The 23,520-nt window shown below is 42.4% G+C and carries 25 protein-coding genes and 3 pseudogenes; 11 read left to right on the top strand and 17 right to left on the bottom strand.

From position 1 onward, the window contains the following. Positions 1–23: 23 nt before the first annotated feature. Positions 24–1,472: a MocR-like pyridoxine biosynthesis transcription factor PdxR gene (gene pdxR / locus AUL54_RS10940; protein ID WP_060963815.1), complete on the bottom strand. Its 1,449-nt coding sequence runs from the start codon at positions 1,470–1,472 to the stop codon at positions 24–26. A 133-nt stretch (positions 1,473–1,605) separates the two neighbouring features. On the opposite strand from pdxR, the gene AUL54_RS10935 reads away from it, so the two are divergent. Together AUL54_RS10935 and AUL54_RS10930 are read left to right on the top strand one after the other, a co-directional pair. Next, positions 1,606–2,487, top strand: coding sequence for a DMT family transporter (locus AUL54_RS10935; protein ID WP_060963814.1), 882 nt, complete (start codon positions 1,606–1,608; stop codon positions 2,485–2,487). 114 nt (positions 2,488–2,601) lie between these two features. Continuing rightward, positions 2,602–3,189: pseudogene (locus AUL54_RS10930) on the top strand (HD domain-containing protein); the annotation flags it as partial. A 4-nt stretch (positions 3,190–3,193) separates the two neighbouring features. Here the strand turns inward: AUL54_RS10930 and AUL54_RS21725 are convergent. Continuing rightward, positions 3,194–3,407 (bottom strand): annotated as a pseudogene (locus AUL54_RS21725) (PLP-dependent aminotransferase family protein); the annotation flags it as partial. Positions 3,408–3,815: 408 nt separating this feature from the next. Further along, a complete protein-coding gene (locus tag AUL54_RS10925; protein WP_060963813.1) occupies positions 3,816–4,649 on the bottom strand; it encodes a hypothetical protein in 834 nt (277 codons plus the stop codon). Between the two features lie 144 nt (positions 4,650–4,793). On the opposite strand from AUL54_RS10925, the gene AUL54_RS10920 reads away from it, so the two are divergent. The 6 genes from AUL54_RS10920 to AUL54_RS10895 all read left to right on the top strand — a co-directional run bounded on the left by AUL54_RS10920 (position 4,794) and on the right by AUL54_RS10895 (position 8,710). Then, positions 4,794–5,369: a hypothetical protein gene (locus AUL54_RS10920; protein ID WP_082761633.1), complete on the top strand. Its 576-nt coding sequence runs from the start codon at positions 4,794–4,796 to the stop codon at positions 5,367–5,369. A gap of 10 nt (positions 5,370–5,379) precedes the next feature. Next, a complete protein-coding gene (locus AUL54_RS10915) occupies positions 5,380–5,817 on the top strand; it encodes a DUF2712 domain-containing protein (protein WP_060963811.1) in 438 nt (145 codons plus the stop codon). Positions 5,818–5,919: 102 nt separating this feature from the next. Next, complete coding sequence (locus AUL54_RS10910) at positions 5,920–6,726, top strand: hypothetical protein (RefSeq protein ID WP_060963810.1); 807 nt, start codon at positions 5,920–5,922, stop codon at positions 6,724–6,726. Then, complete coding sequence (locus AUL54_RS10905; RefSeq protein WP_060963809.1) at positions 6,713–7,525, top strand: hypothetical protein; 813 nt, start codon at positions 6,713–6,715, stop codon at positions 7,523–7,525. The genes AUL54_RS10910 and AUL54_RS10905 overlap by 14 nt, the downstream gene beginning before the upstream one ends. Positions 7,526–7,539: 14 nt before the next feature. Beyond that, entirely contained in the window at positions 7,540–8,211 is a 672-nt protein-coding gene (locus AUL54_RS10900; RefSeq protein WP_025650112.1) for an ATP-binding cassette domain-containing protein, read from the top strand. Then, the gene (locus AUL54_RS10895) at positions 8,204–8,710 is read left to right on the top strand and encodes a hypothetical protein (RefSeq protein WP_060963808.1); all 507 of its coding nucleotides are present in this window, start codon (positions 8,204–8,206) and stop codon (positions 8,708–8,710) included. Before AUL54_RS10900 ends, AUL54_RS10895 begins: the two co-directional genes overlap by 8 nt. Before the next feature lie 76 nt (positions 8,711–8,786). On the opposite strand, the pseudogene AUL54_RS21960 reads toward AUL54_RS10895, so the two are convergent. Continuing rightward, positions 8,787–9,120, bottom strand: a pseudogene (locus AUL54_RS21960) (peptidase T); the annotation flags it as partial. A gap of 70 nt (positions 9,121–9,190) precedes the next feature. Between AUL54_RS21960 and AUL54_RS21955 the strand changes: the two are divergent. Both AUL54_RS21955 and AUL54_RS10885 read left to right on the top strand, forming a co-directional pair. Continuing rightward, a complete protein-coding gene (locus AUL54_RS21955; protein ID WP_082761632.1) occupies positions 9,191–9,394 on the top strand; it encodes a restriction endonuclease in 204 nt (67 codons plus the stop codon). Between the two features lie 168 nt (positions 9,395–9,562). After that, positions 9,563–11,632: a thioredoxin domain-containing protein gene (locus tag AUL54_RS10885; protein ID WP_060963806.1), complete on the top strand. Its 2,070-nt coding sequence runs from the start codon at positions 9,563–9,565 to the stop codon at positions 11,630–11,632. Here the strand turns inward: AUL54_RS10885 and AUL54_RS10880 are convergent. After that, entirely contained in the window at positions 11,629–12,525 is an 897-nt protein-coding gene (locus AUL54_RS10880; RefSeq protein ID WP_060963805.1) for a CPBP family intramembrane glutamic endopeptidase, read from the bottom strand. The two genes, AUL54_RS10885 and AUL54_RS10880, sit on opposite strands and share 4 nt — an antisense overlap. Positions 12,526–12,741: 216 nt before the next feature. On the opposite strand from AUL54_RS10880, the gene AUL54_RS10875 reads away from it, so the two are divergent. After that, positions 12,742–14,073 carry an MFS transporter gene (locus AUL54_RS10875; RefSeq protein ID WP_060963804.1) on the top strand — a complete coding sequence of 444 codons (1,332 nt, stop codon included), beginning with the start codon at positions 12,742–12,744 and terminating at the stop codon, positions 14,071–14,073. Between the two features lie 32 nt (positions 14,074–14,105). Here AUL54_RS10875 and AUL54_RS10870 read toward each other — a convergent pair whose 3' ends face one another. The 12 genes from AUL54_RS10870 to AUL54_RS10815 all read right to left on the bottom strand — a co-directional run bounded on the left by AUL54_RS10870 (position 14,106) and on the right by AUL54_RS10815 (position 23,443). After that, positions 14,106–14,486 (bottom strand): VOC family protein, encoded by a 381-nt coding sequence (locus AUL54_RS10870; RefSeq protein WP_060963803.1) that lies wholly within the window; start codon positions 14,484–14,486, stop codon positions 14,106–14,108. Positions 14,487–14,541: 55 nt separating this feature from the next. After that, entirely contained in the window at positions 14,542–15,480 is a 939-nt protein-coding gene (locus tag AUL54_RS10865) for a LacI family DNA-binding transcriptional regulator (protein ID WP_060963802.1), read from the bottom strand. Between the two features lie 62 nt (positions 15,481–15,542). Beyond that, positions 15,543–16,301, bottom strand: coding sequence for an exodeoxyribonuclease III (gene xth, locus AUL54_RS10860; RefSeq protein WP_060963801.1), 759 nt, complete (start codon positions 16,299–16,301; stop codon positions 15,543–15,545). A gap of 44 nt (positions 16,302–16,345) precedes the next feature. Continuing rightward, the gene (locus tag AUL54_RS10855; protein ID WP_060963800.1) at positions 16,346–16,873 is read right to left on the bottom strand and encodes a methylated-DNA--[protein]-cysteine S-methyltransferase; all 528 of its coding nucleotides are present in this window, start codon (positions 16,871–16,873) and stop codon (positions 16,346–16,348) included. Then, positions 16,870–17,448 carry a bifunctional transcriptional activator/DNA repair enzyme AdaA gene (locus tag AUL54_RS10850; RefSeq protein WP_060963799.1) on the bottom strand — a complete coding sequence of 193 codons (579 nt, stop codon included), beginning with the start codon at positions 17,446–17,448 and terminating at the stop codon, positions 16,870–16,872. The genes AUL54_RS10855 and AUL54_RS10850 overlap by 4 nt, the downstream gene beginning before the upstream one ends. Before the next feature lie 183 nt (positions 17,449–17,631). Beyond that, on the bottom strand, positions 17,632–17,871 hold the full coding sequence (gene rpsR, locus AUL54_RS10845) for a 30S ribosomal protein S18 (RefSeq protein WP_004392983.1): 240 nt from the start codon (positions 17,869–17,871) through the stop codon (positions 17,632–17,634). Positions 17,872–17,914: 43 nt separating this feature from the next. Further along, positions 17,915–18,430: a single-stranded DNA-binding protein SsbA gene (gene ssbA, locus AUL54_RS10840; RefSeq protein ID WP_016937325.1), complete on the bottom strand. Its 516-nt coding sequence runs from the start codon at positions 18,428–18,430 to the stop codon at positions 17,915–17,917. 39 nt (positions 18,431–18,469) lie between these two features. Then, positions 18,470–18,757, bottom strand: coding sequence for a 30S ribosomal protein S6 (gene rpsF / locus AUL54_RS10835; protein ID WP_004392977.1), 288 nt, complete (start codon positions 18,755–18,757; stop codon positions 18,470–18,472). Positions 18,758–18,868: 111 nt separating this feature from the next. After that, entirely contained in the window at positions 18,869–19,969 is a 1,101-nt protein-coding gene (gene ychF, locus AUL54_RS10830; protein ID WP_045925735.1) for a redox-regulated ATPase YchF, read from the bottom strand. A gap of 127 nt (positions 19,970–20,096) precedes the next feature. Further along, on the bottom strand, positions 20,097–22,100 hold the full coding sequence (locus AUL54_RS10825; RefSeq protein WP_060963798.1) for a molybdopterin-dependent oxidoreductase: 2,004 nt from the start codon (positions 22,098–22,100) through the stop codon (positions 20,097–20,099). A gap of 46 nt (positions 22,101–22,146) precedes the next feature. Continuing rightward, entirely contained in the window at positions 22,147–22,353 is a 207-nt protein-coding gene (locus AUL54_RS10820) for a DUF951 domain-containing protein (protein WP_004392973.1), read from the bottom strand. 85 nt (positions 22,354–22,438) lie between these two features. Continuing rightward, entirely contained in the window at positions 22,439–23,443 is a 1,005-nt protein-coding gene (locus AUL54_RS10815; RefSeq protein ID WP_060963797.1) for a YkvI family membrane protein, read from the bottom strand. Positions 23,444–23,520 lie beyond the last annotated feature (77 nt).

Below are 23,520 nucleotides of genomic sequence, written 5' to 3'. Positions count from 1 at the left end.
CGGCATGCTGCTGTCTTTTAAATTTATCTGCTTGCCAATTCCCCAATAATCAAACCCAATTCATAAATTCCCTTTTGAAGGTCTTCCAAGGATGCGTAAGCATATGACAGGCGAATATAATTTCCTTTTTCTTGAGCATAGATACTGCCGAGATTAAGCAGAATTCCCTTTGCTAAAGCTTTTTTATAAAGTAATTTCATAGATATTGAAGGGATTATTTTTAACCAAATAAAAAATCCCCCCTCTGGAATACTCCATTGAGCCGCATTCTTCATATAGGTTTCCAAAGCAATCGTCACATGTCGCCTTCTCATCTTTAATTGATGTCTCACATAGTCTAAGTGCTGCTGATATTCCCCGGATATCAGCCACTCCGCCGCAACCCTTTGAGATAATGAACTGGAGCCGTAATCTGTCTGCATTTTAATATCAGATAAACGTTCAATCACTGGTTCCGGCCCCACCATCCATCCAATTCTCAATCCCGGACTTAACGTTTTCGATAAACTTCCCAAATATAAAACATGGCCATTCTTATCCATTGTTTTAATAGGCGCCGGCGGGATGTTATCTATCCACAGCTCACGATATATATCATCTTCAATAATGGGCAGCTGGTTTTTCTCACTTGCCGTAAGGATTTCTTCCCGCCGCCGTTCTGACATTAAAATGCCGGTTGGATTATGAAAACAGGGATTTGTATATAATATGGCTCTTCCCCGTTCTCCCTTTGTCATATGAATGTGGTTTGGCAGAAGTCCCTCTTTATCCATAGGGAGCCCGGTAAGATTCATCCCGGCTGACTGAAATACGTGCAGCGAATAAAGATAAGACGGCTGATCGAGAAATACGGTCGATCCTCTTTGCAAAAGCCCCATTGATATAAGCTGTAAGGCCTGCAGCGCTCCAGAAACAATAAGAATCGAAGAAGGCGAAGCTTGAATCCCGATTGTTCTTAAATAGCCGCTTAATGCTTCTCTCAAAGGCAGATATCCTTTTGGTTCCTCATATCCGAATGCCTCTATGTTTTGAGAGACCTTTCCCATTATGTCTTTCATAACAGCCAAAGGAAAAATCTCATTTGAAAGCTCCCCTTTGCTGAGCTGAATAAGTTCCGGATTTGATTCTGATGTATTGATTTCTTGGACGATTCTTCTGCTTGGCTGCTGAATTCCGGAGTTTACATACTGATCCCAATCTGGGGAGGAATTTTTAGCTAAAAGTGTCCATGTATTATTGATAACAACTGTCCCTTTACCCATTCTGCCTTCGATTAATCCATCCGCCGTCAATTCCTCTAAAGCTGTAATGACTGTGCTTCTGTTTACCTCAAAGTGTTTAGCGAGCGTGCGCTGGCTTGGAATCTTACTTCCAATCGGCCATTCTCCATTTCCTATTTTCTCTTTTATATAATCAATGATCTGTAAGTATTTCGGCCGTTTTCTAACCGTTTTTCCCTCTGTAAAACTCATAAAAAGCGATCTCCTTTACCAAAAGTGGTTGGGTCAACATTTGATTAACTGGTTGAAGCCATTTTATCAAATCTTTATTAGTATAAAACACATTAAATAACTGGTTGGTTTTTATCAGATAAGGAGTGAAATTTTGAAAAAGAATACGGTTCGAATCTGTATATCTTACAGTCTGATGATTGGATTGTGGGCATCAGCTTTTCCGGGAATCCATGCGGGTCTTGAGAGTTACACGCCGGAACACCTCGCTTTGTTTCGCTTGTTGATTGGGTCAATGGCACTGTTGGTTTTTGCTGTTTTGACTCATATGCGTTTACCTGACATAAAGGATATCCCTGCGATTTTATCTTTAGGATTTTTAGGTTTTACACTCTATCACATTTTGCTGAATATCGGAGAAAAAACAGTCAGTGCTGGAGTTGCAAGCTTACTCGTAACCATGACACCGATTTTTTCTGCAATGTTATCTCGTCTGTTTTTTGGTGAACATTTCGGTCTTCCCAAATGGGCCGGATCTATCATTAGCTTATTGGGTGTAGCATTAATTTCATTTGGGGCAGCAGACTATGCTCATTCAATAAAAGGCATTCTTTTCATTTTGCTGGCTGCTTTTTCAGAGAGTATCTATTTTGTCTTTCAATCCCGCTTTATAAAAAAGTATGGTTTTATTCCATTTGTGACATTCACCATTTGGGGTGCAACATTGCCAATGCTGGTATTTCTTCCGGGGTTATGGGGAGAGGTTGTTCACGCATCGATGAATTCTACATGGTCTGTCGTTTACTTAGGCCTATTACCAACGGTTATCCCATACTTTGCACTTGCATACGTCACTTCAATCGTCGGCGCTTCAGAAGCAGCCATTTCACTTTACGCAACACCCGCTTTATCCTTACTCATTTCTTGGATTTGGATAGGCGAAGCCCCCGCCTTTATTTCTCTTTTAGGCGGAGCAGTCACAGTCATCGGGGTGTGTTTTATCTATTTGGAAGCAAATAAAATCAGGCTTAACTGAATTTTTCAGAATTGTGATATGTTAAGTATATCAATATTAAAAGGAAGAAAATCCATGATGCGATAGGTTGCAGCTTCTTTGCCATGCTTGGCGCATAAAAGGGGTGTAAGGAAAATGAAGATAACAGATAGTATTTATGGCGATTATGTTGTAGATGGAATTCTTGAAGAGCTTATTTTCAGTCATCCAGTACAAAGACTAAAAGGTGTTTACCAAGGAGGAGCAAGTTATGTTGTGAATCAAAAGTGGAATGTCACGAGGTATGAACATTCCATAGGCGTAATGCTTCTCATAAAAAAATTGGGCGGCTCTTTAGAAGAACAAATCGCAGGTTTACTTCACGATGTATCTCATACTGCATTTTCACACGTTATTGATTTTGTGTTTAACAATAAAAATGAGGATTATCACGAAAACATTTATCATCAAATCATAACTGATTCAGAAATCCCCCATATTCTCAGTACATATGGATTACATTACAAAGACATTCTATTAGACAACTCTAATTGGAATTTGCTCGAACAGCCAGCTCCTGAGTTATGCGCTGACAGAATCGATTATACCTTAAGAGATATGTATCGGTACGAAAACATCACAATGGAGGAAGTTGATCATTTCTTAGATCATCTAATAATTAAAGAAGGAAAAATATACTTAAAAGATATAAAAACTGCTGAATGGTTTGTAAGAACTTATTATCATGTTCTAAGTGTTGCTGATATTGATCGGATATAAACCACTCCCGCTGCAACCCTTTGGGATAATGAACTGGACCCGTAATCTATCTGCATTTTAATATCCTGGTTCGGCCCCACTATCCATCCAATCCTTAACCCCGGAGTTAAAGTTTTCAATAAATTTCCCAAATATAAAACATGGCCATTCTTATCCATTGTTTTAATATGCATCGGCGGGAGGATATACTTCCCGTTGATATAGATGATGTGCCGGCAGCCTTTTTTGCAATTAACAGTTCCGTCGCTTTTTACCGACTATAAAAGTCATTGTCCTGACAAAAGATGAAGACGTCATGGGGGATACTTTCATCCGTGGTCTCTTATTCGAATTGACGTTGTAGGGTATAGCTTTTTTATTTCACACTTCATACAAGAGTATAATCATGGGTTGCTTGTCATTCGCCAATGTAAGTATTGTTCTGACGGATTCAGAAAAGGGGGATACAAAAGGCTCCAGATAAACAGCATGTGCTGAATTTTTATTTCAGCAAGTCGAAGATCCAGTTTTAAACCAAGGAAAAAAGTTTGATAATAAATTCAAAAGCTACTTTAAATTTCAAGACCCTAGATTAGTGTATTTAAGTTATATTATTCCATTTTTGCATCAGATATCAATTCACACTTTGATAGATATAAACCTCCTCCAATTAAGAGGGTAATACAAACAGTAAGTATTGTGACTAATGAAATACTAATAGAAACAACAGGAGAGAAACCAAATAAAGGATGTCTAATCAACATGCTTTCATTTCCAAGTAATATCGGGCTATCTGAAAAAATTGAGAAAAACAAAATACAGCTACAAATTACGAAGCTATAAATTGTTTTAAAGATTAACGAAAAAAACGCAAAAATAAAAGTAATGAGAAATGTTCCGCCTATATTTAAAACAATAGAATAAATAATTATTTGACTATAGGATAATTGAAATGATGAGTATCTCAGAATGCTTTCGCCGTAAACTGTCAACTCCCTTGTTGTACCCCCACTCAATTTCCAAACAACCCAAGTTAAGGACAATAATGATATGTAAAACACAATGATTACAGTACAAGAAAAAAACAGCTTGCTTACCCATAATTTGAATATTGATTTTGCTCTGATCCTGACAAAAGCACTGTGAGCAAATAGATCATCCTTTATGTATGTGTTGATCAATATTGCCCCGCTTAGCTGAAATAGTAACCACCCAAAAGGAAACTCAAATGTATGTTGTTGGACAAGTTCAAAAGGGACACCTAAAAAGGTTTTACCAATGAGATCCCAAAAGGCGATAGAACTGTCAGGTATGTTAGTACGAAGAAAATACAGAGGATAAAGAAAATTCAATAGCGCAATCATAAATAATATAATGAAAACCCTGGTGGTTTTATTAACTCCAAGGGCCAAGTCCCTTTTAAAAAGCAAGAATAAACTATTCATAAAATAAATTCCTTTCCTATAAATCAACTAGGTATTAGCATAACACAGCATTTGAAATAAATAAATTAAAAGGTATTATTTTCTTTTAATATATGTTATAATCATTTAGTACCGGTACAAATTATGGGTTTTTTGGAGAAGAAAGTGAAAAAAATATTTTTGGTTTATTTTAGTCTAATTGCTATAACTATGCTTAGTGCATGTCAAACAAACAAATACAATAACGTAATAAAAGATAAAACCCCAGATCCTTCTATAAGGATTGAAGATTTGGATAACAACAATAAAGAAAGACCGAATATTTTTTATTTTGATACCGAACAAGGTCGAAGTTTGTTTGAGGTTATATTTTGGGACAAGATGGAAGATGATCATTATTATCAAGGTCAAATAAAAAATAATGATGTGAGAATTGATAGGGTTTTTAAAGGCAAGAAAATAGAAGTCGGACCGCTTCCTAAAAATTATGAACTGGCGATGACCTTTAGTCAGAAAGAGCCGTTTCCGTCAACCATATTGGGAAAGGTTCAAGATGATAAAGGACATACATATAATTGGAAGCAGTCTTACGAAAGTGAAGCTGCAGATCATGATTATTTAATCAACTTGCCTAAGTTTAAAGGCAAAAAAGCAAAGATAGCGCTAAGAATGATTTGGTTAAATAAAAATGGCGATTGCATCGGCGTTGCAGATAAATTTTTTATTTTAGAAAAACAATAAGGAGAAACACATGATAAAGAAGCTAATAACTACACTAACTTTAGTACTAGGGTTATCTCTTTCTACTATAGGAATTATGCATGCTTATGCAGGAGAACCGACCGCAAACTATAAGAATACAGATTATAATTTTCGGTTTCTAAAAGGAAATCCTTATGACGAAACCACATCCAGAACAAAATTTACTGATTCTTATTATTATATGTTTAATACAGAAAATAATACTTCTTATGAAGCTTGGGCAAGATCTCGCGGAAAAGATGTTTCAGGCGGGCACTATTATACAATAAAGAAAAACTACTATGGAAGAAAACTACTATGGAACTTGGCTGTTGAAAACACATGGTTTGGCTTGGGAACACCTTCTGTTACAATAGGTGCAAAGAAAAATGCGGCTGGTCATGCATATGGTAAGTGGAGTCCTGATTATGATCCAAAGAGTCCTTGATGAGATCAGAAGACTGAAATTATGAAAAAATCATATGAAAGTCGGCGACTCAGGTTTTTCTGAGTCGCTTCTATATTTAATAAAAGTGAGAGAAGGAAATTTATGTTTTATTTACTGCTATTTCGATTACTAAAACGACCGTCTTTTTATGTCTCATTGGCAATTGGAGCAGTTTTGGCCACGGCCTATTTTTGGACAGAGGAAATGCCATTAACAGAACATTTGGAACTAACTGGAGGGGTTTCTTTTACACCCTATACAAAATGGATGGGGATAGGTGGAATCTCCGATTATCCGGCTCTTTACATGTTCTTGCTCCCAATTCTGGCAACACTTCCATTTTCGGATCTTTACGCAAGAGATCGTTCAACTGGGTTTATTCGTTTTTTAATGATCCGAGGCAAGCATACACAATACTTTTTCAGTTTATTTTTCATTAATTTCTTAGCTGGAGTCGTGACTGCCATTTTTCCTCTATTGTTAAATATCTATTTGTCATTTATGAAACTTCCAAATATAAGGCCTGATAGAGCTATTAACAACGAGATGCCCTTGGCATCTGATAATACCTTCTTTCCAGAATTATATTATACACATCCCTTTGTTCATATGATGTTATATGTAATTATCATTGGCATTTTTTCCGGCATGTTTGCAAGTGTAGCTTTGGGAGCGGGAATGTTTATCAAAAGATCATTTATAGTTTTACTTATACCCTTTGCAAGTTTATACGTAATTAACATGCTGCTTTCAACGATTGGCCATCAAGAAATGATTTCAACTAGCTTTTTGCAGGAACAGGCTACAGATGGTGTTAGTTTGAAGAGTCTTATTTTACACTTGATCGTTGGGTTCATCTTAGGTCTTCTACTATACATTCTAGGAGCTAAGAAAAATGTTGTTCGTTAACGAGCTTCGTTTTGTTTTAGTAGATATGTGTCGTCATAAAAGGCGGTTAAGCTTTTGGTTCTTGTGTTTTTTGCTTTGTATAGTATATCTGGTAAAAGAAGGTATTCCGAAAGAAGGGATAATGGGACCGCCTCAGGCGCTTAATTTATTTTTCTCTTCCTATACATTTGCTTTTCCAGTGTTGCCCCTGTTTTTAATGTTCCTTTCTTTCGGGGTACTGCCTTTTTTTGATTCAGTCCGTTTTATTCGTTATCAAAAACGAGAGAGAGTATTTTTATCATTATTATCTCGTGTTTTTTGGATTTCTTTAATGTTTACCATTCTGTATCTCGTTGGCGGAGTCCTTCTCGGCGTTTTTCTGTCTGGAAGATGGGATAATGTATGGCTATCGCCAGAAGGGGCTCCTTATTTTTTATATGGCAATAAATTACCTTTGGATCAATACTATTCATCGAATGTGATGATAGTTAGATATATCATTACAAGCTTATTGTTGTTTCATATGATTGGACTATTTGCAGTCGTTTGTTATGTCTTTATTAAGAAGTATATATACAGCTTTATCATTGTCACATCTGTGGTCATTCTTGATAAGATGCTTCATACTTACTTTGAGTTTTCTTTAATTAATGACCCGATTTCATTAGAAATGACGTCTTGGCTGATACCCGGATTATTTTCAGAAATGATTTATTTAATTGGCGGTTTCGGGATAATATTTGCTGTAGTTCTCTATATATGTTTAATCAACCAAGATTATTTTAATGAATACAGCATCGATAATGAAAAAGAACTTTGATTGAGGTGAAGCTCGTGTCAGAAGAATATATTAAAGTTGAAAGTGTAAACAAAGTTATCAAAAAGAACATTGTTCTTAAAAATATAAATTTATCTTTGAAAAAGGGAATGATATATGGATTTCGTGGACCTAATGGGTCTGGAAAAACAATGTTGTTTCGTGTGTTATCGGGATTGGTGAAACCAAGTGAAGGCAAAGTAATTATTGATGGAAAGGTATTACACAAAAATATTTCTTTTCCTGAAAGTATCGGAATATTAATTGAGTACCCTGGGTTTATTCCGGAATATACTGGTTTTGCAAACTTGAAATTGCTATCTATGATTCAAAATAAAATCAATGATCATGAAGTTTCTGCTGTAATCTCTCGTGTGGGTCTTGATCCAAATGACAAGCGAAAGTTCAGAAAGTATTCACTCGGCATGAAACAGCGCTTGGGGATCGCTCAAGCGATCATGGAAAATCCGGAGTTGCTTATTTTGGACGAACCGACTAATGCTTTGGATGAAGAAGCGGTTAAAACAGTACACCAATTGCTATTATCATTAAAAAATGAAGGAAAAACAATTCTGGTTGCAAGCCATGATAGAGAAACGCTTCAAAAGATTTCTGATATTATTTATGATATTGAGTCTGGGAAAATTGTTAAAGAAACTATGATCGATAAGGAAAAGAAAAATGACTAGAAAAAAAATCATTTTAGTAACGGTCGTTTTTTTTATTTTTTTCATTTTGATCAGCTTATTTCGATACCAACAAGTGAATGGGGAGTACTCCAACTATAAAGTAACCGAAAAAAATGTTACCACGAATGAAACGTTTGAGTTTCTAAAAATATCTCATACGTTTAGAAAAGCAAAGAAAATTAATACAATTGATGAAATGAGAAATAAAGTAACAGAGTATCGTATCCCAATTGAATTAAAAAATACGACAAAAGATAAGCTTACACTTCACCCTGAATTTTACAGAATGATGAGAGGTGAGGAAGAAACTGAGACAATAGACTTTATTGATAATAAGACAGGGGAAAAAATTTCGGATTTAAAACCCTATCAATTATTAAATGGAACGGTAACTTTTACATTTTTAAATAATAGTGAGAGCAAATATCAACCTGTTGATCTTCATATTATTGGAAGTGATGGAGTGTCAGTGCAAAAGTTTATTGTGAAAGTTTATTAGTTTCGTTAGCACTATGATGTTCTTAGGCTAAAGACAACGACAGCTCTATCTTTTTGCTGTCGTTGTCTTTAGTATGCTATGCTCTTTTCTCAAATAACTTCGCACTTTCCACAACAACATTCACAGCTTTCACCATATTGTCGGCGGAAATATATTTGTATTTGCCGTGAAGTTTCCCCGCAAGTATTAAGATATTCGGGCAAGGCTCCCCCATGTATACAGCCGGGAGCCGTCTGTTCCGCCGCAGATTAGTTTGAAGACAGACTCGATGTCCAAGTTTTTCATCGCCTGAAAGGTAATGTCTAAGATCAACTTTTACAGGTTCGATTTTTTTCTCTTGTTGTAATACAGTCATTTATCTCGACATAAATTCTGTCTTTGCCATATTGCGCCCTCAATTCATGCAACACATCCAAGTCAATAGCCCCCTATCATCCTAATAGACAATATAATATCTTCTGTACTTGTTCATAGCACAGAATAAGTATTGAATGTAAAAGACACAAAAAGAATGTAGATGTAAAAAGGGCAAGAGCATTAGGGGAGGCTCTAGCAAAAGCAACAAGTTTGATTGTTAATAAAGGTTTCACTAAGGGGGCTCTAGAATACATAAGGGATAAGCCAACGTTGGAATTAATAGGAGGCCAAGAATTAATTCATTTCCTTGATGAAAATTTGGAGTAACTGGTTTGACCTTTATACCTAGTTGTATAAAAGAATTAGCCCAGATAAAATAAAACACAAAAATAAGAAATGACTGAAAAAGCACAATCATAAAGCTAGGTACATATTTCTCAACACACTGAGAAATATAATTATGATTAATTAATTTAAGATAAAGAAGGTGATCCCATGCCAAACAATAGCAAACCCAACGGCTTAATCACGGAGAAGTCACCGTACTTACTTCAACACGCCCACAACCCAGTAAACTGGCACCCTTGGGGAGAAGAAGCCTTCGAAAAAGCGAAACGCGAAAACAAGCCGGTTCTTGTCAGCATCGGCTATTCGACTTGTCATTGGTGTCACGTCATGGCTCACGAGTCCTTTGAGGACGAAGAGATCGCCGGTATTCTAAATGATAAATTTATAGCCATCAAGGTTGATCGTGAGGAGCGGCCTGATGTCGATTCCGTGTATATGAGGATCTGCCAGCTGATGACGGGGCAAGGCGGGTGGCCGCTGAATGTGTTTATCACACCTGATCAGAAGCCGTTTTATGCGGGGACATATTTTCCGAAGACGAGCAAATTTAACCGTCCGGGCTTTATCGATGTGCTTGAACATCTGTCCGAAACGTTTGCGAATGACCGGCAGCATGTCGAGGATATTGCCGAAAACGCCGCCGCTCATCTTGAAGTCAAGGTTCACCCGGCTGAGGGCATGCTTGGCGAACAGGCAGTTCATGACACGTACCGCCAGCTGGCCGGCGGGTTTGACACGGTGTACGGCGGGTTCGGCCAGGCTCCGAAGTTTCCGATGCCGCATATGCTCATGTTTCTGCTTCGCTACTACAGCTATACGGGTAAGGAACAGGCATTGGCAGGCGTAACCAAGACACTCGACAGCATGGCGAACGGCGGTATTTTTGACCACATCGGGTTCGGCTTTGCCCGCTACTCGACTGATAATGAATGGCTCGTGCCGCACTTTGAGAAAATGCTGTATGACAACGCCCTTCTCCTGACCGCATATACAGAAGCCTATCAAGTCACGGGCAACGAGCGCTACAGACAGGTTGCGATGCAGATCGTGACGTTTATTCAGCGGGAAATGATACATGAAGACGGCAGCTTTTTCTCAGCCTTAGACGCTGATACCGAAGGCCGCGAGGGGAAATATTACATATGGTCAAAAAAAGAAATCATGGATCTTCTCGGTGATGAACTCGGCTCGCTTTATTGCAAAGTATATAACATCACAGATCAAGGCAATTTCGAAGGAGAAAACATCCCGAACCTTATTTTCACGCGGCGGGAAGCCATCCTCGAAGAGACCGGCCTCACCGGACATGAGCTGACCGAACGTCTTGAAGGTGCAAGAAAAAAATTGCTGGAGGCGCGGGAAAACAGAAGCTATCCGCACACAGATGACAAAGTGCTGACCTCATGGAACGCGCTCATGATTGCCGGACTGGCAAAAGCCGCGAAGGTATTTCACGAGCCGGACTTTCTCAGCATGGCGGAAACAGCGATCCGCTTTCTCGAACGTCATCTCATGCCGGACGGGCGAGTCATGGTCCGCTACCGTGAGGGCGAAGTGAAAAACAAAGGATTTATCGATGATTACGCTTTTCTCATTTGGGCTTACCTTGACCTGTATGAAGCGGATTTTGATGCGTCTTATCTGCAAAAAGCGAAAACGTTATGTACAAGCATGCTGGATCTGTTCTGGGATGAAGGACACGGAGGTTTCTTCTTTACGGGGAATGACGCCGAGACTCTTCTTGTCAGGGAAAAAGAAGTTTATGACGGAGCCGTGCCTTCCGGAAACAGCGCGGCTGCCGTACAGCTGCTTCGCCTCGGCCGCCTGACGGGTGATGGATCACTGATCGAAAAAGCTGAAGCCATGTTTTCTGTTTTCAAACGGGAAATCGAGGCCTACCCGAGCAGCAACGCTTTCTTCATGCAAAGCGTACTGGCGTATACAATGCCGCAAAAAGAAATCGTTGTGTTCGGAAGCAAAGATGATCCGGACAGAAAGCGTTTCATTGAGGCGCTTCAGGAACATTTCACTCCCGCCTATACGATTCTCACTGTGGAACATCCGTCAGAGCTTGCAGGCATTTCTGATTTTGCTGCGGGTTATCAAATGATTGACGGTAAAACGACGGTTTACATTTGTGAAAATTTTACCTGCCGCAGGCCGACGACGGATATTGATGAAGCGATGAACACATTACAAATCAGCAGCAGAGCCTAGGCGGCCTGCTGCTTTTCTTTTTTCACAAAACGGAACGCGAGCCATGCGAAGATGATATTGATCACCAGAGTCGATATGCAATCATATATGTCATAGCCGCCGGCAGCTGTTGCAAATAGCGACGGAATGCCGCTGTACACCGAATGATCCTCTGTGAGAAAGATAAATAAAAACATATTATTGGCAGCGTGACCGCCCAAGGACATCTCCAGACTGCCTGTTTTAATCGTGATAAAGGTCCAGATCATGCCGATGGTGACATATCCGATTCCCGCCCAGAGAGCCCCGTTTTCCATCTCCGGATTTCCGAAATGAAGTGCGCCGAATAATCCACCGACGATGACAGTCAAAACCACCGCATTTGCCGTCAGTTTTCCGGCGAACTGAAGCAGAAAACCCCGAAAGAGAAATTCCTCCGCGGAGGTTTGAATCGGCACCAAAAAGACGGCAGCCGCTAACAGCAGCAGAAAGCGTGAAGCATGGAATTCCTGAAGCGAGAAGCGATCCGGATGGATTGAAAAATCAATCAGCCCCGCCATAAACATCAACAAAAAGTAAGTGCCGAATCCAAAGAAAATCCGCTTCCAGTTCAGCGACTGATTCGGTGTGATGATGGATAAAAACCGCCGTTTCATAATGAAACGAACCGCTATCCAAATGCCCGGGATGGCTATGAAATAGACGATATGCTGTAAATAAATATCCGCCAGCGGGTCACTTAATGCCGCTTCATCCCAATCTATCGTCAATGAAGGATTGAACTCGGACGTGAGAAACATATAAAACACGGTCAATATGCTTCCAAAAAAGAACAAACCCGCAATGACCAACAGAGAAAGAAGATATCTCCACACACTATTTCTTCCTTCTGCAGGCCTTATAAACATATTCATATTTATGCATCAACTTCCTTTCCTTCAACATTTTACAATATAAACAGAATCAGATATAGAAAATGTTATATATTTTTAAGAAGAAAGCGCTATGCCGTTTCCTTCGGCTCTGGTTATTTGCACTCTGTTTTTGCCATAAAAAGACCTTTATAATGTATTTGTCAGATGAATTTACAGTATTTTCTGATTACATTTTGCCAAGTCAGGGGGTTTTTTATGAAACATCAGACATTCTCAAATGTAGCGAACCGATTAGACCGTCTCCCCATTTCGCGTGTGCACTATCAAGTATTAACCGCTCTCGGAATCATCTATTTTTTCGATCTCGCTGATTTGTTTACGCTCAGCAACGTGGCTCCTGCGCTGATTGAGCATTGGGGCGTGAAGCTGTCCACCATTGCTGACATCACGGCTGCGTCCTTCCTCGGCATGTTTTTAGGCGCCTCCATCGGCGGCAGGCTGTCCGATCGGATCGGCAGGAAAAAAGCGCTGAATTGTTTTGTCCTTATCTTTTCGATCTCATCTTTTCTGAATGCGCTGGCATGGGACATTCCTTCCTTAATGATTTTCAGGTTTTTGACAGGTCTCGGCGTCGCGGCCGCCATGATTGTCACTAACAGCTACTTGGCGGAATTCTTCCCATCCTCCGTTCGGGGAAAATACATCTCCTTTTGCGCCATGATCGGCTTAATCGGCGTTCCCGTCACAAACGTCGTATCCGCTTTTGTCATTCCGTTAGGCTCATGGGGATGGCGGCTCGTTTTTGTATGGGGCGCGGCCGGTCTCATTTATTTCTTTTTTATCCGCCGGCTTGAGGAATCGCCGCGCTGGCACGAAAATCGGGGGGCATATGATCAGGCAAACGCCATTATGAATCGTCTTGAAGCCCGCGTAGAGAAAGAAAAAGGCCCGCTTCCCGCGCCAAAAGAAGCGGCAGAAGTACATACAGTGAAGCACGCCGGCTACTTAGGGCTGTTTCAGGGCAGGAATTTAAAGATCACCATCATCCTGTCTGCAGTATGGATTCTTGAAACCTTTGGCTTTTACGGCTTTGCCTCATGGGTGCCCAGCCTGCTGAAAAGCAACGGCATCACCATGGAAAAAACGCTGTGGTACAATGTGCTTCACTCTGTCGGCGCCCCGCTTGGCGCATTGCTCGGTTCCATGATATCCGAGACGTTCCAAAGAAAATGGATTCTAGCCGCAAGCGCCTTTCTGACTGCCATTGCCGGACTGTTATACGGCATGACGTTTATTCCCGTGATGATTATTGTGTTTGGATTTGTCGTCAACGTCACGGAACGGGTTTTCACCTCAAATTTATACGCATACACATCAGAGCCGTATCCGACGGAATATCGTTCAGCGGGCAGCGGGCTGGCGTACGGGCTCGGCCGTTTTTCCAACATATTCGGTTCCCTGCTCGTCGGATTTATTGCCGTAAAACTCGGATACATCAGTGTCTTTTTGTTCATCGGCGGCTGCTGGCTTCTATGTTCCGTTTTGTTAATCCTCTTCGGCCCGAAAACAAATGCACAGCAAATTTAATCAATAAAACAGTGCGGGTTCACCCCGCACTGTTACACTGTGATTTCTATCAAATTGCCTTCCCCATCCTCTATCACGCTCTCATAATAGCCGTCACCCGTTACGCGCGGGCTGCTTACAACCTGAAATCCGTCATTTTTAAACGTCTCCGTCAGTTCATTCACCCGCTCCTTGCTGCCTGTAGAAAACGCGAGATGCGCCCATCCGGTCATATTCTGTGACGGAGTTTCATCAATGCCGCCTTTTTTCATAAGTTCCAGCCTGCATCCGGAGTCAAATGACAGAAAGTACGATTTGAAATCCTTTTTCTCATTATGGTAAAGGTCATTGGCCTTTGCCCCGAAGTATTTCTCATAAAATTCTTTCATCCGTTCTAAATCTTTCACCCATATCGCTGCATGTTCAATTCGCATATGTCCGCCTCCTTTTTTTCTCAATCTAGTTATAAGGCATGAAATCCATTTCAGCTCAAGACTTTTTCCTCCGAAATTGATGCATAATTTGTTTTTTAGCCGTTTCTCCGTGCAAAAACAGCAAAAACGCTTCTTTTCCGACCTGTTCTAAATGAAGTTCCAGGGATGGAATATTCAAAACCCGGCTGACGCTCAAATTTCCTTCACCGATGATCTCCGCGTCCCATTTCTGCTCTTTCGCAAATTGGTACAAGCCGGCAGCCACATCATCACTGTGCGCATAGACGGCCGTCGGCGGCTTGCTGAACCCCCAGAAATGCTCACCCGCACGCTTTCCATCGTCCATATCATGGCAACCGACCATAATGCGGGTTTCATCCAGAGAACCGAAAACCGCCTTATATGCATTTACCTTGTCGGCCGTACTCGGGCTTTTTTCCGCTTCCCGCACACATGTAAAAGCAACATCTTGATGCCCGCGGTTTTTCAAATACATAAAGCTCTCTCTGTAAGCCGCCTGCCTGTCATTATAAGCGCAGGGAATCTCTTCATGCTGTGTATATTCACAAGCGACAATGGGGCCGTATTCAAGGTAAGGCACGGCTGTTTCCCATTCATTCGCGCGGGAGGTGACAATCAGTCCGTCAATCTTTTTCATTTTCAGCAGTTCGAAATACGTCATCTCTATGGCGGGGTCATAGTTGGTGGGGAGAAGGGTTGTCACGTAGTCATAAGCAAACGCTTCCTTCGTGATACCGTTTACAATTTTGTCAAAGCAGGGATGGTCACTGTACGGCAATATCACGCCGATCGTATTGGTCTTTCCGCGAATCAGATCAATGGCTGTTCGATTAGGGGTATAATCCAGCTCCTTCATCACTTGATTCACAAGACGCCTTTTCTCCTCAGATACGTACGGATGTTGGTTTAACACGCGTGATACGGTGGCCACCGACACATTCGCCAGTTTCGCAATCTCTTTTATATTTGCCATGTGCTCCTCCATTTTCGATAATAAAAAAGCAGCAAGAGTGGATTTCTCTTACTGCTATCTCATCATAAATCCACTGTCATTTCAACAGGGCAATGGTCAGAACCCATGATATCGGCACAAATGGCCGCTTGGCTGATCCGGTGCTTCAGCCTGTCTGAAACAATAACATAATCGAGCCGCCAGCCGATATTTTTCTCGCGTGCATTCGTCCTGTAAGACCACCAGGAATACGCGCCTTCCTGATCGGGATATAAATAGCGGAACGAGTCGGTAAATCCCGCGTTCAGCAGAGTGCTGAACGCTTCCCGCTCCTGATCCGAGAAACCGGCGTTCTTTCGGTTGGCTTTTGGATTTTTCAAGTCTATCTCCCTGTGTGCGACATTCAAATCGCCGCATAAGATCACAGGCTTCTTCCGGTCAAGCTTCTGCAGATAATCCTTAAAATCCGCCTCCCATTGAAGACGGTAATCAATTCGCTCTAATCCGCGTTTGGCATTTGGCGTGTAGCAGTTGACGACGAACACGTGCTCAAATTCAAGCGTGATCATCCGTCCTTCTTGGTCATGGCCGTCAATTCCCATTCCATAGGACACGTGCAGCGGCTCTTCTTTCGAGAAAACAGCCGTGCCCGAGTAGCCTTTTTTCACCGCATAGTTCCAATAGGCGTGATATCCTTCTGGCTGTAATGATACTTGTCCGTCCTGTACTTTTGTTTCTTGCAGACATAGAATATCGGCTTTCGTTTCCTGAACGTAAGTATTGATATCTCTTTTTTTCATCACGGCACGCAAGCCGTTTACATTCCAAGAAATCAGTTTCATGTGTTCCCTCCCGTCGGCTCAGCCGGTTAACATTCAGCATGTGTCTATTTCCATGTTTTATTGTGCCTGCCCTCTAATGCCAGCAGCTGTTTTTTCATTTCTAAACCGCCTCTGAATCCGGTCAGTTTCCCGTTTTTCCCGATGACACGATGGCACGGAACCGTAATCAATACCGGATTTTTCCCGATTGCGGCGCCCACGGCTCTTACGGCTGACGGTTTCCGGATCATTTCTGCTATATCCGAATAGGAGTATATCTCACCATACGGTATGTCCATAAGCGCTTTCCATACAGCAAGCTGAAATTCCGTCCCATAAAGATCGAGCGGGACGGAAAATACCGATCTGTCATTTTTGATGTACTCAGACAGCTCTGCTGTGTAAGGCGCCAGTTTTTCATCATCACGCACCAATTGGTATTCCGGCATGGCTTTTCCTGCCCACTGCGCAAGTTCTTCAAAGTTACCATGATTTGAACCTATGAAGCAAAGCCCCTTGGAAGTAGCGGCTGTATACAGGCGCCAATCATTCCATGTGAAGCGTGTCCAATAGATCATCGTCTCTTTACTCATAATGAACCTCCCTGTCTCGTTCCGGCAGTTTTTCTGTATTCTGTGGGCGAACTTCCGGTTCTCTTTTTGAAAAGGGTCGCAAAATGCGCTGTGTTTGGAAATCCGACAGTCAGAGCGATCTCCATAACTGTCTTATCAGTATGCATTAAAAGATCTCCCGCCTTCGCGAATCTTTTTTTCTGTATATACTCAATCGGAGATATCCCTGTGATTTTTTTAAATGTCCGCTGTAAATGATAGGGGCTGCCGTGACACATATCTGCCAGTACGCTCAGAGTCAGGGGTTCGTGATAATGGCCGTCAATATACTCAGTGATTTGCGCAACCCATTCTTCATCTGGGAGACGAAGGCCGTTCGGCCGGCACCTTTTACAAGGACGAAAATGTCTCTTTAGCGCTCCTTCAGCCGTAGCAAACACCAGTACGTTTTCCTTATTCGGAACCCTCGATTTACAAGAAGGGCGGCAGAAAATCCCCGTCGTTTTTACCGCATAATAAAATGTCCCGTCATAGGAAACATCATTGTGTATGATTGCGTTCCACTTCTCATCTGTCACCGTCTCTATCTCAGTCACCCCCTGTTCTTCAGTATAAACAAATTCATTTTATAAGTACGCATATTTGAATAGGCGAGCAAGATAACAAAGACGGATGTAAGAAGCCCTTCCATGTTTCATGTGAAACATTTCGGCAGGATGGAGAGGGAATGATATAAAAAAAGAGCAGGAGCCCGCAGGCTCTTGCTCTTTTCTTTCGGCTTACTCGCCAGTTACGTATGGAAGTAAAGCCATTTGACGTGCGCGTTTGATCGCGATAGTCAATTTACGTTGGTATTTCGCATTTGTTCCAGTTACACGGCGAGGTAAGATTTTACCACGCTCAGAAACAAACTTTCTAAGAAGATCTACATCTTTGTAATCGATGTGCGTAATGCCGTTAGAAGTGAAGTAACAAACCTTACGGCGTTTCGCACGACCGCCTCTGCGTCCTCCTGCCATTGTCATTTCCCACCTTTCTTGTTATGAATATAGCGATAATCTATTAGAACGGAAGATCATCATCCGAGATGTCAATCGGCTTGCCGTCGTTGGCAAATGGATCATCATTAAAGCTGTTCCCTTGATTTCTTCTCTGGCTGTTCTGATTTCCGCCGAACGGATTATCATTTTGGCCTCCGCCAAAGTATTGGCCTCCGCCGCTGTTTCCTTCGTTGTATCCACCTGAACCAGAACCGCCGCTTTTAGGCTCAAGAAATTGAACACTTTCAGCTTGGACTTCTGTCACGAAGACACGCTGTCCCTGCTGGTTTTCGTAATTTCTTGTCTGGAGTCGGCCGTCTACGCCGGCAAGACTTCCTTTTTTAAGAAAGTTTGCAACGTTTTCGGCTTGTCTTCTCCAAGTGACACAATTAATGAAATCGGCTTCACGTTCTCCGGACTGGTTCGTGAATGTACGATTCACAGCAAGAGTAAACGTGGCGACAGCCGCACCGCTTGGCGTATAACGAAGCTCTGGGTCTTTTGTCAGTCTTCCGACTAATACAACTCGGTTAAGCATATGAAAGACCACCTTTTAACATTATATATTTCAAATTGCTTATTCTTCTTCTTTAACAACGATGTGGCGAATGATATCGTCACTGATCTTAGCTAAACGGTCGAATTCAGCAACCGCTGCAGCTTCAGACTGAACGTTTAAGATTTGGTAGAAACCGTCACGGAAATCGTTGATTTCGTAAGCAAGACGACGTTTACCCCAATCTTTTGTTCCAGTGATCTCCGCTCCGTTAGAAGTCAAAACGTTGTTGAAACGCTCGATAACTGCCTTCTTTGACTCTTCGTCAATGTTTGGACGGATAATGTACATAACTTCGTACTTTTTCATCTGTTTGCACCTCCTTTTGGTCTAAGCGGCCCTTAAATGGGCAAGGAGCAATAATTCTATTACTCACAAGTTTATATTATACCAAAGCTCTTGTCCCTTTACAACTGTGTCCTATACATTAAATCGGAAATGAATGACATCTCCGTCTTGGACGATATATTCCTTACCCTCCAGGCGCACTTTTCCGGCTTCTTTAGCTCCGGACATTCCGCCGCCTGCCAAGAGGTCTTCATAAGCAACCGTTTCAGCGCGGATAAAGCCGCGTTCAAAGTCAGTGTGGATGATACCCGCACACTCAGGAGCTTTCATGCCTTTTCTGAATGTCCAAGCACGCACTTCCTGTTCGCCCGCCGTAAAGTATGTCGCAAGGCCGAGAAGAGAGTATGACGCTTTAATCAGCTGATCAAGGCCTGACTCTTCAATGCCGAGCTCTTCAAGGAACATTTGCTTTTCTTCGCCTTCCAATTCAGCAATTTCAGACTCAATTTTCGCGCAGACGACGATGACTTCGGCATTTTCACCCGCGGCGTACTCACGGATTTTCGCAACGTATTCATTGTCTGAAGGATCAGCCACTTCATCCTCGCTAACATTCGCCACATAAAGCACGGGTTTTGACGTAAGCAAATGAAGCTGCTTCACAAGCTTTTGCTGTTCTTCCGTAAATTCAACGGAACGTGCAGGCTTTTCTTGTTCGAAAGCTTCTTTTAATTTAGACAGAATATCAAATTCAAAAACCGCTTCTTTGTCTTTTTGCTTCGCAAGCTTGCTTACCCGTGTGATGCGTTTTTCGACTGTCTCCATGTCGGCAAGAATCAATTCAAGATTGATCGTTTCAATATCATCAATCGGATCGACTTTCCCTGACACGTGCGTAATATTGTCATCAGCGAATGCCCGTACAACGTGACAGATCGCGTCTACCTGACGGATATGAGAAAGAAACTTATTTCCCAGTCCTTCACCTTTAGATGCGCCTTTTACGATCCCCGCGATATCAGTGAATTCAAACGCAGTCGGCACCGTTTTTTTCGGGTTCACCAATTCAGTCAGCTTTTGCAGACGTTCATCAGGCACTTCCACGATTCCCACGTTCGGATCAATTGTACAGAACGGGTAGTTGGCTGATTCGGCACCAGCCTGGGTAATTGCATTAAATAACGTCGATTTTCCGACATTCGGCAAACCGACAATTCCAGCAGTTAAAGCCATTCTTTCATCTCCTCTATATCAAACCATCATCGTATTAAACGTATTGTAAACCTAGAGCAATTATAAGGAGGTTCATAGGAAAAGACAAGCTGAGAAAAAAGCATTTCCCGCCCTCTCTCTCCTTAGATTATCCTTTTTTAACCGCTACCAGACAGTCAAAAAGCGTACTTCCCATTCCATTATCGGAATTTGAATCTTTTGTAAGCATGTTGACCGAGCCTCCGAATGCCGACCACATGCCTTCATCTATATTCACCGTCTTCGGGTGAGCCTGCTTCATGATTTTCACCCTGCCGCGCAGACGTCCGCGGTCATTGTATACCTCTGCCGTATCTCCGTCCTGAAGAGAAAGCTCCTCGGCGATATCCGGCGACAGATCCACCTGAATCTGCTGAAGCTTTTCAATAAACGGCACGTGCTGCGAATGATTGGAGCGCTGTGGGTGAATGGACAGCAGCGTATACGGATATTTCCCGGCCAGCCCGGCGTCGTGATAAACGGATTCTTCCGGCACTTCCAATTGAGGGAGGCCGCTGTATCCTTTCTGTTCTGCCAATGACGAGACGAATTCAAACTTTCCGCTTGGGGTTAAAAACTGGAAATCATTCCATGGAACCTGTTTGACCGGAAGCGGCATATGGCCTTTTTCCTTTAATCGCTCAAGGGTGATTCCTTCTTCCTCCAAAGAAGAGAGCCCCATTTTCAAAAAATCTTCCGTACTGTAATCAAACAGCTCCCCGAATCCGAGACGCTTGGCGAGCTCCGTCCAGATCCAGCGGTCTGATTTCGCCTCTCCCTGCGGTTCCGCAAGCTTTTTGCCATACTGAACATAGTGATGATACATGCTGGAGTAATAAATATCTTCTTCTTCAAAAACAACGGCCGTCGGCAGTACATAGTCACAGAGCTTCGCCGTATCGGTCATGATCGAATCAATGGCCACTGTGACCGGTGTTTTTTCAAACGCTTCCTTCACTTTTTTTGTATTCGGCACCTGTGTCAGCGGATTGCCGCACGTCACGATAATCATCTCAATCGGCGGGTCGGCTGCATTCAGCGCCTCTTCGGCCTGTGTCATCATCGAAAACGTTCTCGTGTTTTTCTTCAGGTCAGGACGGGTGAGTTCGGTCTTTGCAAAGCTTTCACCGACTTGGACATTTCCGAAGTTGGCTCCGCCGCCTTTAATACCGACATTTCCGCTTGCTGCCGTTAAAGCGTCAATCCAGCGTATCGTCCCGCCGCCGTTTTTATATCTCTGCATCCCAAGACCCATAAAAGTAGAAGCAGGACCGTCAGCATATAGATCAGCAAGATATTCAAGCACTTCTAAAGATGTTTCGGTTTTCTCAATGATCTCATCCAATGAAATCGTGTGCAGCAGCTTTTCTATTTCTTCAAAACCGATCGAATGCTTTTGAATGAAATCGGCATCCGTTCTGCCGGTTTGGCATAATATTTTCAAAACACCCGCCGCAAGCCAGCCATCCATCCCGGGTTTAACGGAGATATACCGGTCGGCAAGCTTTGCAGTCGGGTTAAAAATAGGATCAATGACCGTCAGTGTCGCTCCTTTTTTCTTCACCTGCTGCAAATGATGATAGAGGTGCATATTCGTCCGTGACACGTTTCTGCCCCATACGATCACATGCTTGCTGTGATAAATATCAAGCGGTCCATGCCCGTAAGAACGGCCGAAATCCCAGCGCTGCGCCTCAATTCCGGACCCCCAGCAAATGCTGCCCGCAATCTCCGTCACACCGCCGTATCCATTGAAAAAACGCTGGTCGAGCGCTTTCAAAAGACCGTTATTGGCATAATCATGACTGTGCAGCACAGCGGCAGTGCCCAGTGTTTCCTTAATCTCCGCCATTTTTTCCGCAATTTCATCTAACGCCTGCTCCCAGGAAATGCGGACAAATTCGCCGTCTTTCTTTTTTAAAGGAAAACGAAGCCGCTCCGGTGCATTTGTTTTCGTCTCCAGCATTCTGCCCCGGCCGCAAATTTTCCCTTCTGTGATGGGGTGACTCGGGTCTCCGTCTACTTTCGTCACCTTTCCATCCTCAACTGTCACCAAAAAGCCGCAGCTGTCCCAGCAATTCAGCGGACACGCTGACTGATGCACTTTGCTCATCTGGCCTCTTCCTCTCCTCTATATGAAAAAGCATGAGCGTCAGCCTTTATGATGTAGGCTCCTCATGCTTGACGAGTACTTTTTTCAGCTTTCTCTCAAAATCTCTTCTCGGTATCATGACACTGTGGGAACAACCCGTGCATTTGATCCGAATATCCATTCCCATCCGAATGATTTTCCACCTGTTTTCACCGCAAGGGTGCGGCTTCTTCATTTCAACAATATCATTCAGGCCAAAGTCTTTATCTGCCAAGACCCTTCACCTCTCTTCATAGACTGCTTTATTCATTGTACAAAAAAAGTCAGGATAAGAGCAACGTCGGCACTCAAAATGAGCATTATACTTTTTTCCATCTTCCTAATATAGGGTAAAGAAGAAGACATACCAGCAAATAAAGACTTAAGAGCCCGTAAATGGGATACAAAATGGCGATTAAATCTGAAAAGCCGATTGTCGTAAAAGGCACCATCACAGCTAAAAGAAGAAGAACGAGCGTCCACCTCGGCAATTTCACAAAAACAAGCATGCGGCTGGACAGCCCGAACAGACCGGTCACGGTTGTCGTATAAATGGCTAAAAAAAGCACGGCTGTCATACAAAGAAACAATGGATAAGGAGCACCTTCAAGTACGGCAAAGAGAGGAATCTCATAATGTGTGAGACTGCCTGAGAGCTGTACAAGCGTTTCATTGTAGACAAATGAAATCACACCGAAAATCAGCCCGCTGACAACACTGGCGATTTTCGCTTCCCCCAGTCCCTTCATATCCTTCCCGACAGAAGAAAGAACCGCCACAACAGAAAGGATATTTAATGACGTAAAGGTGATGCTTGCCGGCCAATTATATTGACGGGTCAAATCTATCGTCCACGTATAGTGATGGGTTGTCTGAAAAAAGATCAAGGCATATAACAGCCCCGCTACAAGAATCGGTATCAAAATACTATTCAGAGATAATATTCCTTTTATATCCCAAAAGAATAAACAGATGGTCACAATGCAAAGAAGAAAAATACCGATCCAAAACGGCAGCTTGTACATTTGCAGCGTCACACCGCCGCCGGCAATCATGACCGTCGTCGTTGAAAATAAATAAAACATGATAAGAACATCATAGATTTTGGCAAGAGCCGGCCCCATCAAATGCTCTAGCACAGGTAAAAAGTGCGTTGATTGGACCTGATAGCTGATCTTCAGCACAATATAAGCCGAAATGGTGAACATGACTGTAAACAATACAATGGCCAGTCCGCTTTCAACACCGAAAAACTGCCATATTTCCTGCCCGCTTGCATACCCGGCTCCAATCTGGCTGCTTAATATGAGCAGCATCCACCTCATTCCGGCTCTCCACAACCTTATCACCTCATAAAATTTCTGATAATCTCCGCATATTGCTACTATATTGAGCGACAGCG

Origin of the sequence: Bacillus sp. SDLI1 (assembly GCF_001553895.1) — a bacterium.
Classification (GTDB): domain Bacteria; phylum Bacillota; class Bacilli; order Bacillales; family Bacillaceae; genus Bacillus; species Bacillus siamensis.
The sequence above is the reverse complement of the archived record's forward strand: the minus strand, read 5'-3'. Positions and strand labels throughout refer to the sequence as shown.

Coding starts and splice junctions, on each gene's coding strand:
- rpsF (WP_004392977.1), bottom strand. CDS start 18,757: ATGAAAAAGTACGAAGTTATGTACATTATCCGTCCAAACATTGACGAA.
- AUL54_RS10870 (WP_060963803.1), bottom strand. CDS start 14,486: ATGCGAATTGAACATGCAGCGATATGGGTGAAAGATTTAGAACGGATG.
- AUL54_RS10925 (WP_060963813.1), bottom strand. CDS start 4,649: ATGAATAGTTTATTCTTGCTTTTTAAAAGGGACTTGGCCCTTGGAGTT.
- rpsR (WP_004392983.1), bottom strand. CDS start 17,871: ATGGCAGGAGGACGCAGAGGCGGTCGTGCGAAACGCCGTAAGGTTTGT.
- AUL54_RS10915 (WP_060963811.1), top strand. CDS start 5,380: ATGATAAAGAAGCTAATAACTACACTAACTTTAGTACTAGGGTTATCT.
- xth (WP_060963801.1), bottom strand. CDS start 16,301: ATGAAACTGATTTCTTGGAATGTAAACGGCTTGCGTGCCGTGATGAAA.
- ychF (WP_045925735.1), bottom strand. CDS start 19,969: ATGGCTTTAACTGCTGGAATTGTCGGTTTGCCGAATGTCGGAAAATCG.
- AUL54_RS10865 (WP_060963802.1), bottom strand. CDS start 15,480: ATGGCAAATATAAAAGAGATTGCGAAACTGGCGAATGTGTCGGTGGCC.
- AUL54_RS10905 (WP_060963809.1), top strand. CDS start 6,713: ATGTTGTTCGTTAACGAGCTTCGTTTTGTTTTAGTAGATATGTGTCGT.
- AUL54_RS10880 (WP_060963805.1), bottom strand. CDS start 12,525: ATGAATATGTTTATAAGGCCTGCAGAAGGAAGAAATAGTGTGTGGAGA.
- AUL54_RS10885 (WP_060963806.1), top strand. CDS start 9,563: ATGCCAAACAATAGCAAACCCAACGGCTTAATCACGGAGAAGTCACCG.
- ssbA (WP_016937325.1), bottom strand. CDS start 18,430: ATGCTTAACCGAGTTGTATTAGTCGGAAGACTGACAAAAGACCCAGAG.
- AUL54_RS10825 (WP_060963798.1), bottom strand. CDS start 22,100: ATGAGCAAAGTGCATCAGTCAGCGTGTCCGCTGAATTGCTGGGACAGC.
- AUL54_RS10910 (WP_060963810.1), top strand. CDS start 5,920: ATGTTTTATTTACTGCTATTTCGATTACTAAAACGACCGTCTTTTTAT.
- AUL54_RS10895 (WP_060963808.1), top strand. CDS start 8,204: ATGACTAGAAAAAAAATCATTTTAGTAACGGTCGTTTTTTTTATTTTT.
- AUL54_RS10875 (WP_060963804.1), top strand. CDS start 12,742: ATGAAACATCAGACATTCTCAAATGTAGCGAACCGATTAGACCGTCTC.
- pdxR (WP_060963815.1), bottom strand. CDS start 1,472: ATGAGTTTTACAGAGGGAAAAACGGTTAGAAAACGGCCGAAATACTTA.
- AUL54_RS10855 (WP_060963800.1), bottom strand. CDS start 16,873: ATGAGTAAAGAGACGATGATCTATTGGACACGCTTCACATGGAATGAT.
- AUL54_RS10815 (WP_060963797.1), bottom strand. CDS start 23,443: ATGAGGTGGATGCTGCTCATATTAAGCAGCCAGATTGGAGCCGGGTAT.